This window comes from Streptomyces sp. NPDC054863, assembly GCF_053610825.1.
In genome coordinates, this window is sequence record NZ_JBSGZD010000089.1 from 1 (window position 1) to 11,075 (window position 11,075).

Consider the following 11,075-nt stretch of genomic DNA (forward strand, 5'->3'; position numbering starts at 1 on the left):
GGCGAGCACCCGATGCTCGCCCGCCGCGTCCTCGAAGCCGAGGAACCTGACCCGGACGTCGACTTCGCGTTCGGCCTTGACTGCGTGCTCGACGGGCTCGCGGCCCGGCTGGGCCGCTGAGCGGTCGGTACGCGCAGCGGTTCACGGCTTCCGGGCGGGGGACGAGGCGGACCTGGTCCTCGGCCCGGGAAGCCGGGATGACGGAGGGATGACGGCCAGGTCGCGTTCACGCACCGGGGCGGCGGCGACGATCGGGGCCAGGGGCTCACGAGCTCGTCAGGGCGCGAGCACGTCCAGTTCCTCCAGGGCGCCGATGGTGATCTCGCGGGTCAGCTCCTCGGCCCGTACGGCGTCCCGCTCGCGCACCGCTTCGGCGACCTTGACGTGCAGGGTGACCGCCGCCGGGTCGGGGTCCTCGAACATCACCTGGTGGTGGGTGCGGCCGGTGAGCACCTCCGCGACCACGTCGCCGAGGCGGGCGAACATCTCGTTGCCGGACGCCTTGAGGATCGTCCGGTGGAACTCGACGTCGTGCAGGAGGTAGCCCTCCAGCCGCTTCCCTCGGGAGTGGGCGACCATGCCGATGGCGCTCGCGGTGAGGGCCGCGCACTGCTCGGCCGTGGCGTGACGGGCGGCGAGGCCCGCGGCCGTGGGCTCCACGGCGGAGCGCAGCACAGTGAGGGAGCGCAGCTGGCGGGGCCGGTCGGCGCCGGCCAGCCGCCAGCGGATGACCTGCGGGTCGTAGACGTTCCACTCCTCCGTGGGCAGCACGGTCACGCCGACACGGCGCCGTGACTCCACGAGGTGCATGGACTCCAGGACCCGTACCGCTTCGCGCATGACGGAACGGGACACCTCGAACTCCTGGGACAGCTCGTCCGTCCGCAGGACACTCCCCGGCGGGTACTCGCCTCCGGTGATGGCGGGCCCGAGGTTTTCCAGTACGCGGGCGTGCAGCCCTCGGGTCGATGGAGTCATGGCGTAAGACTACGAGGTACCCCCGGCCGCAATAAGTCTGACTTTTAAGTCACAGACTCTTGAATTCCTCTGACCTAATGGGTTTCAGTGGCGTGACGCACGACCGGCCGCCGTGCGAGATGTCAATGAAGACAGCGAGGCAGCAATGCACACCCCCCACGTCGTCGTAGTCATGGGCGTGGCAGGGACCGGTAAGACCACGATCGGCCCCCTGCTCGCAGCACAGCTCGGCGTTCCCTACGCCGAGGGCGACGACTTCCACCCCGAGGCGAACATCGCCAAGATGTCGGCGGGCACCCCGCTGACCGACGACGACCGATGGCCGTGGCTCGACGCCATCGGCTCCTGGGCCCACGGCAGAGCCGGACTCGGCGGCGTGGCCAGCAGCTCGGCACTGAAGCGGAGCTACCGCGACCGGCTGCGGTCCGCCGCTCCCGGCATCGTCTTCGTCCACCTGACCGGCTCGCGCGAGCTGATCGAGAGCCGGATGTCGCAGCGCCAGGGACACTTCATGCCGACCGCGCTGCTCGACTCGCAGTTCGCCACGCTCCAGCCGCTCGGCCCGGACGAGGCGGGCGTCGACGTCGACGTCGCGGGCAGCCCCGAGGAGATCACCGAGCGGGCCGTCGCGGCCCTGCGCGCCCTCGGCCCGGCGGTGGACGGCAGCGCCAGGCCCCCGCAGTCGTCGCCGCAGCAGTGACGCCCGCGCCGCCCCGCGGGCGGCGCACCCCCGACGCGTACGAGCACTTCCGCGCGGACGCGTCCCCACCCTCCGTAACCACCTCTCCTGCAAGGGAAACACCGTGACCAGTCTCAGCGTCGAGACGCTCGCAGCGGGCGCCGTAGAGCCGATCACCTCGGCGGGCCACGCCCAGCTCGGGATCGCCGTCCTCGCGGGCATCGCCGTCATCGTCCTGCTCATCACGAAGTTCAAGGTGCACGCGTTCCTGGCGCTGACCATCGGGTCGCTCGCGCTCGGGGCCTTCGCGGGCGCCCCGCTCGACAAGGCCATCAGCAGCTTCACCGCCGGGCTCGGCTCGACGGTCGCGGGCGTCGGTGTGCTGATCGCACTCGGCGCGATCCTCGGCAAGCTCCTCGCCGACTCGGGGGGCGCCGACAGAATCGTCGACACCATCCTCGCCAAGGCGGGCGGGCGCTCCATGCCCTGGGCGATGGTGCTGATCGCCAGCGTCATCGGGCTGCCGCTGTTCTTCGAGGTCGGCATCGTGCTGCTGATCCCGGTCGTGCTGATGGTCGCCAAACGCGGCAACTACTCGCTGATGCGCATCGGCATCCCCGCCCTCGCCGGGCTCTCCGTGATGCACGGCCTGATCCCGCCGCACCCCGGCCCGCTCGTCGCCATCGACGCGGTCGGCGCCAACCTGGGCGTCACGCTCGCCCTCGGTGTGCTCGTCGCGATCCCGACCGTGATCATCGCCGGTCCGCTGTTCTCCAAGGTCGCGGCCCGCTGGGTGGACATCCCGGTGCCCGAGCAGATGGTGCCGCGGCGCCCGTCCGAGGAACTGGACGAGGCCACCGGCGAGCCGGGCAAGGGCGCCGCCCGGCTGCCCAGCTTCGGCGCGACCATCGCCACCGTGCTGCTGCCCGTCGTCCTGATGCTGGCGAAGGCCCTCGTCGACATCGTCGTGAACGACCCCGAGCACACGGTGCAGCGCGTCTTCGACGTCATCGGCTCGCCGCTGATCGCCCTGCTCGCCGCCGTCATCGTCGGCATGTTCACGCTGGGCCGCGCCGCCGGGTTCTCCAAGGGCAAGATCACCACGACCGTCGAGAAGTCGCTCGCCCCGATCGCGGGCATCCTCCTGATCGTCGGCGCGGGCGGCGGCTTCAAGCAGACCCTCATCGACTCCGGTGTCGGCCAGATGGTCCTGCAGATCTCCGAGGACTGGTCGATCCCCGCCCTCCTGCTCGCCTGGCTGATCGCCGTCGTCATCCGCCTGGCCACCGGCTCGGCCACCGTCGCGACGGTCTCCGCCGCCGGTCTGGTCGCGCCGCTCGCAGCCGACATGTCGACCGCGCACGCCGCCCTGCTCGTCCTCGCGATCGGCGCGGGCTCGCTGTTCTTCAGCCATGTCAATGACGCGGGCTTCTGGCTGGTCAAGGAGTACTTCGGCATGAACGTCGGCCAGACCATCAAGACCTGGTCGGTCATGGAGACCATCATCTCGGTCGTCGCAGGCGCACTCGTCCTGCTGTTGTCGCTGGTGATCTAGCGGCGTTTCGCCGACCACTCACACCCCAGGGCGGGTCGCCGGGCACAGCCGCTCGGCGACCCGCCGTCGCATTGGCCCGCGGTGCCTGCGGCGCTTGCGGTGCCCGCGGTGCTTGCGGTGCCCGCGGTGCCTGCGGTGCGGTCAGTGCCCGCGGCGCCCGTGCTGGGCCGACCGGTACATGCCGCCCGTCCGGCGTCGGCCCCACCCCCGCGCTGTTGCCACTCCGATGCCACGGCATGCGGCTGTGAACACCCGGGCCAAGGAGGTGAGCTGCCATGCCCGTACCGGTCAAGACACAGTGACCGAACGCCACTTCGGCCATGCGGGCGACACATGGACCACAGAGGGCACGGTAGAGATCGCCTGCTCCTGCCGGAGCTTCTGGTGAGCCCAGAGCTCCTCCGTACGGGACCGAACACGTTCCGCCGCGTACACGTAGATCGCAACCGGCACCCGCGTTGGGCCGAACAGCGGCTGTACAGAAGGCCAAGTCGTGTCGGCGCTGTGAAGAGATGATCTCCGCCCTACGTTGCACGGGTGAAAATCAGACTTCGTCTCGCTGCCCTGACGCTGCCGCTGGCACTGGTCATCACCACGCCGGCATTCGGCCAGGCACCCACGGCAGCGCAGCAAGCATCCGCCCGTCCCACGGCGGCGCCCTCCTTGGGCATGGTGGTTTCCGCGGTGCCGACGGCGAAGCTGCGGTTCACCCACCGCCCCGGATGCCCGGTACCGCCGAGTGACCTGCGGCTCGTCCGGATGAACCACTGGGACTTCGACGGGCACGTGCGCCGTGGGGAGCTCATCGTGCACAAGCGCATCGTCCCGGACATCACCCACGTGTTCGGCAAGATCTTCCAGGCCCGGTTCCCCATCCGGAAGATGCGGGTGATGGCCGAATACCGCGGCAACGACGAAGCGGCCATGGCCGACGACAACACCTCGGCGTACAACTGCCGCCGCGTCACAGGCAACCCGTCCAAGCTCTCCCGCCACTCCTACGGAGACGCCCTCGACATCAACACCGTCGAAAACCCCTACGTCGACGCCTACGGCACGGTCCACCCCGCCGCTGGCCGGCGCCACCTGCGCCGCGACCGCGCCGTCAAGGGAATGATCCGACGCGGCGACGTCGTCACCACCGCGATGGCACGGATGGGCTGGCACTGGGGAGGCCGCTGGCCGCACCCCGACTACCAGCACTTCTCCGCCAACGGCCAGTAGCACGGCGCCTGCGGCAGTGCCCTTGCGGAGTCGGTTCTCATCTGGAGATCAGCCAGGGGTGGGGTCGTCGTAGTAGCCGGGGCGGGCAAGCAGTACGGAGCTGAAGCAATGGCCCTGTTCCTCGTCCGGTTCGTCGTCGGCCTTGAACGGTCGCCAGAAGCTGAGCAGCAGTTCGGGGGCGACGAAGGACGCGGGGTCGTCGTCGGCGGGTTCGATGGCGGTGACCTCGGCCATGCGGTGCACGACCTCGCGGGCCGACAGGCCGAAGACGTCGATACCGCGGAACGACACGACGTCCGAAGGGTCCGAAGGTCGTCCCCATTCCATGCATTCCAGACGGTGGTGCAGACAACCGATGCTGATCATCAGGCCGCCTGGCCGGAAGACGCTATGCCCCGCCTGGTCGGCTGCGGAGACCTCCCGCAGGTCACGCAGCGAGTCCAGCGCACTGTTCGCGTCCTCGCGTGACATGCCGATCTGCAGAGGGCCGATGCCCAGGGGCGGGTCGAGCTCGAAGTTCATGCGCGCATGCTGCCCCGGAGCGCAGCGGTTCACGATGCCGCGGGTGAGGAGAGCCGGCGTATCCCCGTGAGTACTCCTGCCACGAGAGCGAGGGGGAGAAGTGCAAGCCCGATGAAGATCACGGGATTCACCCAGGCCGCCACCAGCTCGGTTCCCACGCCGTCCGCGGTGACGCACTGCGCGCTGACCGGCAGGGTTTCCCGCGTCACGATGTGGTCGCCCTCCACGCCCCACGTGGCACACATCTGGTCCGGATCCAGGATGTAGAACCCCGACATCACGCCCTGCGCGTACGCACCGAAAGCCGCCGTGCCGGCCATCACGGCGACGAGCGCCCACGCCGTGACGCCCGGCAGATGCCACCTGCTGCCCGGCGGCCTCCTGAGAGCCCGTCCGACGAGCGCCACGGCGGCGGCCACGAACACGCAGGGCATCAGCATCGGCGCAAGAGCCAGGGCCACGAACAGAATTTCCATACCTGCCCAGACGGTCCACGGGCGATCTTGGTTGTGCCGCCCTCAAGAGCGACAAGCCGACCCGGTGGGGGTCCTCGGGGATCAGCCGAGGGGGAGGGAGGGGGCGGGTGTGGTCACCGCGTCGGGTACCGGACGCCCCAGGGTTCCTCGTCCAGGAGGAGCCCGTTGGCCAGATGGCCGAGGGTGCGGTACCAGCCGATGAGTACGAGGAGTTCGAGCAGCTGAGCCTCTTCGTAGTGAACGAGTAGGGCGTCCCAGGCGGACTGCGTGAGCTGGTTCGTGTCGTGCAGTTCGTCAACTGCCTGGAGGAGTGCGGTGTGGCGTGGCAGCCATGGAGCACCGACTGCCGCGTCGGTCCGGGCAGTTGCCCGGATCTGTTCCCGGCTGAGCCCGGCCTGCGGTGCGAGGGTTGCGGCGTGCACGCCCCATTCGTACGGGCAGTCGGAGCGCGCCGTCACGCGGGCGACGACGACCTCGCGGTCGATGCCGGGGAGGAGTCCATGGCCCAGCAGTCCGGCACCCAGGGCGAACATGCGCGAGGCCGGCTCCGGGTTGCGGTGCAGTACGCGGAACAGTGCGAGCGGCTCGTGCGGCGTGCCTGGCGGCATCCACCGGCGGAGTGCCTTGTCGACTCCTGTGGGAACTGAGTCAAGCCCCGGCCGGCTTCCGCGACTTGCAGCGACGCTGCGAGCGCATGTCCTCCAGCGTGCTCAGCACCCGGCTCGACGAGCTGACCGGCGCCCGCCTGCTCTCCCTGGAGAGTGACGGCTACCGCCTCACGCAGCTCGGTCAGGACCTTGTCGAGGCCCTGATCCCGCTGAATGCCTGGAGCCGACGATGGGCCGAGGAGACAGGACCCAGGACCGGGGAAGGGCCGCTGGGCGGCGCCGTCTGACAAGGTGAACAGTGGGCCCCGGCTCGGGGGGCCACTGACGAGGGGGTCTGGATGCCTGCCCAGGAGACGCTGACGGCCATGGTCCAGGAGAGCGAGGTCCTCCTCGCGAAACTGAGTGAACTCGGCCCGGAGGACTGGGTTCGGCCGACCAACTGCCCGCCGTGGAACGTGCAGGAGCTCGTGGTCCACATCGGGACGAGCATCGGCCTCGACGGTCCGCTGCCGCCGGCCGGGCCAGGAGCGGAGCTGGTGGGCGCGGCCGACTACTACCGGCGGCCCGAACGGGAGACCCCGGCGTATCGGCAACGCAATGTGGATCAGACCCGGCAGCAGGCCGCGAAGGTGCTGGCTTCCACGTCCGCGCAGGCGTGGTTCGAGGAGGTCTGCCACGACACGATCGACACGTTGCGCTCCGACGACCTGAACCGTCTGGTGTCCGTCTCGGGCAGGGCGATGCGACTGGACGACTGGGTGGTGACGCGGGTGATCGCGGTTGCCGTCCACGGGACGGACGTCGCACTGTCGTGGGGCAGGCCGGTGTGGACGGCGCCGTCCGCACTGCGGATCGTGCACCCGGTCTTCCGCTCACTTCTCGGAGAAGGCATTCCCGCGGCGCTGAAGTGGGATGACCAGGAGCTTCTCGCGGCGGCTGCCGGACGCCGCGACCTGACTGCGCGCGAGCGTGAGATCCTCGGCCCCGCAGCGGACCGGTTCCCGCTGCTGTCGTGACTCTGCCCCGTCAGGCCCTCAGGCCTCGTGGCGCTGACGGCTCCTGTCGTGCGTGACCGGTGGCGCCGTCCTGCGCACCGCACTTGCTCCCGGCCGGCCCCGCCGTACCGCTTGCGCGTCCTCGCGCCGCGGCACGGTCGCCCACCTGCCCCGAATCAGCCCGGGCTCACCCCGGTGAAGGGGGTTGTCCAGGAAGGTTCGGACGCCGTGCGGCAAGACGGAGTTCCCCGGCCCAACTGTCGCAACGCACCCGTCCGGAGGCGAAGACGACCTCAAGTGCGGTGCGGCCGGCCTCGGGCTCACACTCCTCCTCCACCGCCAGGACGACTTCACCGAGGTGGACGGCGAACGGCGTCCGGTCACCCACCGGTGCCACCTCGACGCGCCCCCAGCCGCCCATGTCGTATCCCTCGTGCGGGCTCGACGACTCCACGATCAGGCACCAGTCCGAGCCGGTGGTGAGGTGTACGGGACTGCCCTGGCTGTCGATCAGCCACACGTCCAACGGATCTGCCGCTTTCTCGGCCCCGCTCCGATGCCACGCGGCGAACACCTCCGTCAGCCGACGCCCGACCAGGAACTCAGGCCGGATGCCGGGCCCGTGCAACGGGCACTGGTTCACCTTCTCGGACTCCATGCGGCGACCGTACCGCCGGTCGACACCCCGGTGGCAGAGCCCTCCCTGGCAGGGGTGTTGCTACTTCCGCCGTGGCCGGTGGAGGGTGGTCAGGCCGTAGCAGGCGGCGAGGACGACGGTGAAGGCGAGGCCGATGCCCGCGGCCTGGCGCATGTCGGGGACCTCCACCGCGGTGGCGGCGACGGCGAGTACCCCGACCCCGGCGAGGACCGCGAGCACGCTGCCGCCCGGGATGCTGAACCCGGTGAATTCCGCGGGATGCGCGTTCCGGTGGCGCCGGAAGGCGACGTACGAAGCGAGGATCAGCAGCCAGACCAGCAGGACGGCGAAGAGGGCGATCGACATCAGGATGCCGAAGAGGCCGCTGACGTCGTAGAAGGCGAGTAGAGCGGCGGCAGCGATGCCCAGGGTCGACGCGGCAAGGGCGATGGCGGGGACGCCGCGCCGGCTGAGCCTGGCCATCGGCGCAGGGGCCAGTCCGTCGTCGCCGAGCGAGTGCAGCAGCCGGGACGCGCCGTACAGGTGGGCGTTGGCGGCCGACACGGCGGCGATGAGCACGACGGCGTTGGTGACGGTCGCCGCGGCAGGCACGCCGACCTCCGAGAAGACCTGCACGAAGGGGCTCGTTTCGACACTGCCGTCGCCGGCCGCCATGCGTCGCCACGGGATCAGCGCCATCACCAGGATGATCGACAGGATGTAGAAGAAGCTCAGCCGCCAGGCGAGTTGGCGCATGGCGGTGCGGATGGTGCGCTGCGGGTCGGCGGCCTCGGCCGACGCGATGGCGACGACCTCGAAGCCGGCGTACGCGAACATCACCACGGACATGGCCAGCCAGACGGAGCCCGCCCCGTGCGGGAGGAAGCCGCCGTCGTCGGTGAGGTGGGCGAAGCCGGTGGCCTCGGTGTCGGGCAGCCCGAAGAAGACCAGCAGGGCGGCGCACAGGATGAACGCGCACAGCGCCACCACCTTGACGGTGGAGAGCCAGAACTCGGTGGTGCCGAACGACCTGACACTGACGATGTTGACCGCGAGCACCACCGCGGCGATCGCCAGGATGGCCGCGGACATCGGCACGTCCGGCCACCACCAGCGGATGTAGAGCGCGGAGGCGACGACCTCGGTGCCGATGACCACGACCGCGCTGAACCAGTACAGCCAGCGGCTGAGGAAGCCGGCCCACGGGCCGAGATAGCGGTGGGCGATGGTGCCGAACGAGCCCTGGACCGGGTGCGCGGCGGACATCTCGCCGAGCAGCACGGCGATGACGGCGACCAGTACGGCCCCGACCACGTACGAGATGATCACAGCGGGACCGGCGGCGGATATCGCCGATCCGGAGCCGAGGAAGAGGCCGGTGCCGAGCGCGGAGCCCAGCCCGATCATGGTGGTCTGCCGGTGGGTGAGGGAGCGGACCAGCCTGTCGCCCTCACCCACCGGTCTGTCGGTGTCGGTGTCGGTGTTGGTGTCGTTTTCGGTGTCGGGGGAGGTGGGGGACGGCGCGGATTTTTCTGGTGCAGGCATGGCGGCGGTGCCCTTCTGAGGAGGGGTGCGGCGGGGGAGCGCGGGTGGGACGTGCGGGCGGCTGTCGCCGTCCCCATGTGCGGTGTCAGAACTGGCTGTTGCGGAACGGCTTCGCGGGCCGGTTCAGGTCGGGCCTGCCCAGCACCTTCTGCGAGGACAGCGCGTAGATGCCGTGGTTGGTGAGCGCCCAGGCGATGTTGCGGTCCCATTCCACGAAGATGCCGTGGGTCTGGTTGCCGTAGGCGTACTCCGGGGTGTCGGCGCCGTACGCCTTGGGGACGAAGGAGGCGGAGACCTCGGGGACGGCGGGGTCGGAGACGTCGAAGAACTGCACGCCCGCGTTGTAGAAGCCGTAACCCAGGACTCCTGAGGTGTGCCGGCCGGGGTTGGTGTAGTACCCGGTGCGTTTGGGGCCGAAGCTGCCGCGGCGTTGGCAGTAGTCCGTGAAGCCTGCGGACCTCGGCGGGGTGGGCCGGGGGAGGGCGCCGACGACGCGGGGGTGCTCGGGGTCCTTGGCGTCGATCTGGTAGACGTCCTTGTACGGCTCGTAGCAGTCCTCGGTGAGCGGGTAGCCGGAGTAGTAGATCATCCCGGTCTTCTCGTACTGGGAGACGTCGATGTTGTCCCCCTCGGTGCCCGCCACGGACGGTGGCAGGTCCAGGTGGCTCACGGTCCTCATGTGCGAGGGGTCGGAGATGTCCAGCACCGTCAGGCCGTACCCGCCCATGGCGGCGAAGGCGAACCGGCCGCCCCTCTCCACGGGCACGGGGACGAACAGCGGCATCCGGGCGCCCATCCAGCTGGTGCGGTTCCCGCAGCGCGGGTTCTTCCTGTACGCCGCGTCCTCACCGGTGCGCTGGCCGGGCAGGTGCCAGGTGTCGAGGAGCTTCGGGCGGGCGGGGTCGGACATGTCCCAGGACTGGTAGCCGGCCGAGTGGAGGTTGGTGGGGTACTCGGTGCCCGAGTAGGTGTCGTCCGGCGCGGTGGCGATGAACATGTACTTCTCGCCGGTCCAGTGCGGCACGTCGATCGAGCCGGAGCCCTGCTGCGCCTCGGCGGGGTCGCTGTTCAGCGGGTCGGACCGGGTGGAGTCGGTGGAGACCGTGGCCAGCAGCTTCCAGTCCTTCTTCCGCGGGCCGTCCAGGCGGTACACCTTGAAGCCCTTGAGCCCCGGCTTGGCGCGCAGCTTCTTCACACCCTCCGGATTGTTGTACTTGTCCTTCGGCGGGTGGTCCGACAGCTCGTCGATCTGGCGCTTGCTCTCGAAGCTCTGGACCATGACGTAGGCGTTCAGCTTCTTGTTCCACTGGATGGTGGAGGCACCCCAGTAGTCGTGCGCCGCCCAGTCGCCGTTGGCCCTGCTCTCGTCGCCGTCCACGTCCTCGCGGCTGAGCTTCTCGACCACCGTGACGTTCTTGACGTCGGTGATGTCGTAGACGCGGCCCTCGGACCTGTCGTACTGGAAGAGGTAGCGGCGTCCGGCGAAGTCGACGATGTTCTGCCAGGTGTGGAAGTGGTCGGGGGTGAAGTCGGCGCCCTCGTAGGCGGCTTCGACCTTCATGTTCTTGATGTACGAACGGGTGTCGTACTCCTTGTTGCGGCCCGGGAAGGGGTGATCGGACTCCTCGTCGACCGGGGTGAGGGCGGGGTGCCGGAAGGTGCCGTCCAGCTGCATGCCGTACGAGCCGGGGTCGGCCGGACCGGGGCGGCGGTCGGCGCAGGCGTCGCGGATGTTCGGGTCGGCAGTGCCGGCGCCGGACGCGCCGGACGCGCCGGGCACGAGGAGCGTGGCAGTGGCGGCGGCGACGACCACCGTGGCCAGGGCGGCGTTTCTGCGGATGGATCGCATCTGACGG

Annotated in this window: 12 protein-coding genes; 5 read left to right on the top strand and 7 right to left on the bottom strand. The window is 69.9% G+C overall.

From position 1 onward, the window contains the following. Positions 1-276: 276 nt before the first annotated feature. Complete coding sequence (locus ACWGIG_RS17930) at positions 277-978, bottom strand: FadR/GntR family transcriptional regulator (RefSeq protein WP_453322569.1); 702 nt, start codon at positions 976-978, stop codon at positions 277-279. Positions 979-1,123: 145 nt separating this feature from the next. On the opposite strand from ACWGIG_RS17930, the gene ACWGIG_RS17935 reads away from it, so the two are divergent. The 3 genes from ACWGIG_RS17935 to ACWGIG_RS17945 all read left to right on the top strand — a co-directional run bounded on the left by ACWGIG_RS17935 (position 1,124) and on the right by ACWGIG_RS17945 (position 4,436). Continuing rightward, entirely contained in the window at positions 1,124-1,678 is a 555-nt protein-coding gene (locus ACWGIG_RS17935) for a gluconokinase (protein ID WP_453322570.1), read from the top strand. A gap of 103 nt (positions 1,679-1,781) precedes the next feature. Next, the gene (locus ACWGIG_RS17940) at positions 1,782-3,212 is read left to right on the top strand and encodes a GntT/GntP/DsdX family permease (RefSeq protein ID WP_453322571.1); all 1,431 of its coding nucleotides are present in this window, start codon (positions 1,782-1,784) and stop codon (positions 3,210-3,212) included. Positions 3,213-3,749: 537 nt separating this feature from the next. After that, positions 3,750-4,436: a M15 family metallopeptidase gene (locus tag ACWGIG_RS17945; protein ID WP_453322572.1), complete on the top strand. Its 687-nt coding sequence runs from the start codon at positions 3,750-3,752 to the stop codon at positions 4,434-4,436. 48 nt (positions 4,437-4,484) lie between these two features. On the opposite strand, the gene ACWGIG_RS17950 is transcribed toward ACWGIG_RS17945, so the two are convergent. The 3 genes from ACWGIG_RS17950 to ACWGIG_RS17960 form a co-directional block, all read right to left on the bottom strand. Beyond that, positions 4,485-4,958, bottom strand: coding sequence for a hypothetical protein (locus ACWGIG_RS17950; protein ID WP_453322573.1), 474 nt, complete (start codon positions 4,956-4,958; stop codon positions 4,485-4,487). 29 nt (positions 4,959-4,987) lie between these two features. Next, complete coding sequence (locus tag ACWGIG_RS17955) at positions 4,988-5,434, bottom strand: hypothetical protein (protein WP_453322574.1); 447 nt, start codon at positions 5,432-5,434, stop codon at positions 4,988-4,990. Between the two features lie 113 nt (positions 5,435-5,547). Continuing rightward, complete coding sequence (locus ACWGIG_RS17960; RefSeq protein ID WP_453322575.1) at positions 5,548-6,042, bottom strand: carboxymuconolactone decarboxylase family protein; 495 nt, start codon at positions 6,040-6,042, stop codon at positions 5,548-5,550. An 11-nt stretch (positions 6,043-6,053) separates the two neighbouring features. On the opposite strand from ACWGIG_RS17960, the gene ACWGIG_RS17965 reads away from it, so the two are divergent. Next, positions 6,054-6,329 (top strand): winged helix-turn-helix transcriptional regulator, encoded by a 276-nt coding sequence (locus ACWGIG_RS17965; RefSeq protein ID WP_453322576.1) that lies wholly within the window; start codon positions 6,054-6,056, stop codon positions 6,327-6,329. A gap of 51 nt (positions 6,330-6,380) precedes the next feature. Further along, positions 6,381-7,058, top strand: coding sequence for a maleylpyruvate isomerase family mycothiol-dependent enzyme (locus tag ACWGIG_RS17970; RefSeq protein ID WP_453322577.1), 678 nt, complete (start codon positions 6,381-6,383; stop codon positions 7,056-7,058). Between the two features lie 166 nt (positions 7,059-7,224). Here the strand turns inward: ACWGIG_RS17970 and ACWGIG_RS17975 are convergent, their stop codons facing one another. The 3 genes from ACWGIG_RS17975 to ACWGIG_RS17985 all read right to left on the bottom strand — a co-directional run bounded on the left by ACWGIG_RS17975 (position 7,225) and on the right by ACWGIG_RS17985 (position 11,068). Then, complete coding sequence (locus ACWGIG_RS17975; protein ID WP_453322578.1) at positions 7,225-7,695, bottom strand: hypothetical protein; 471 nt, start codon at positions 7,693-7,695, stop codon at positions 7,225-7,227. A 60-nt stretch (positions 7,696-7,755) separates the two neighbouring features. After that, positions 7,756-9,219 carry an amino acid permease gene (locus ACWGIG_RS17980; RefSeq protein ID WP_453322579.1) on the bottom strand — a complete coding sequence of 488 codons (1,464 nt, stop codon included), beginning with the start codon at positions 9,217-9,219 and terminating at the stop codon, positions 7,756-7,758. Between the two features lie 85 nt (positions 9,220-9,304). After that, positions 9,305-11,068, bottom strand: coding sequence for a hypothetical protein (locus tag ACWGIG_RS17985; protein WP_453322580.1), 1,764 nt, complete (start codon positions 11,066-11,068; stop codon positions 9,305-9,307). Between the last annotated feature and the right edge of the window lie 7 nt (positions 11,069-11,075).

Coding starts and splice junctions, on each gene's coding strand:
- ACWGIG_RS17930 (WP_453322569.1), bottom strand. CDS start 978: ATGACTCCATCGACCCGAGGGCTGCACGCCCGCGTACTGGAAAACCTC.
- ACWGIG_RS17935 (WP_453322570.1), top strand. CDS start 1,124: ATGCACACCCCCCACGTCGTCGTAGTCATGGGCGTGGCAGGGACCGGT.
- ACWGIG_RS17950 (WP_453322573.1), bottom strand. CDS start 4,958: ATGAACTTCGAGCTCGACCCGCCCCTGGGCATCGGCCCTCTGCAGATC.
- ACWGIG_RS17955 (WP_453322574.1), bottom strand. CDS start 5,434: ATGGAAATTCTGTTCGTGGCCCTGGCTCTTGCGCCGATGCTGATGCCC.
- ACWGIG_RS17960 (WP_453322575.1), bottom strand. CDS start 6,042: ATGCCGCCAGGCACGCCGCACGAGCCGCTCGCACTGTTCCGCGTACTG.
- ACWGIG_RS17970 (WP_453322577.1), top strand. CDS start 6,381: ATGCCTGCCCAGGAGACGCTGACGGCCATGGTCCAGGAGAGCGAGGTC.
- ACWGIG_RS17975 (WP_453322578.1), bottom strand. CDS start 7,695: ATGGAGTCCGAGAAGGTGAACCAGTGCCCGTTGCACGGGCCCGGCATC.
- ACWGIG_RS17980 (WP_453322579.1), bottom strand. CDS start 9,219: ATGCCTGCACCAGAAAAATCCGCGCCGTCCCCCACCTCCCCCGACACC.
- ACWGIG_RS17985 (WP_453322580.1), bottom strand. CDS start 11,068: ATGCGATCCATCCGCAGAAACGCCGCCCTGGCCACGGTGGTCGTCGCC.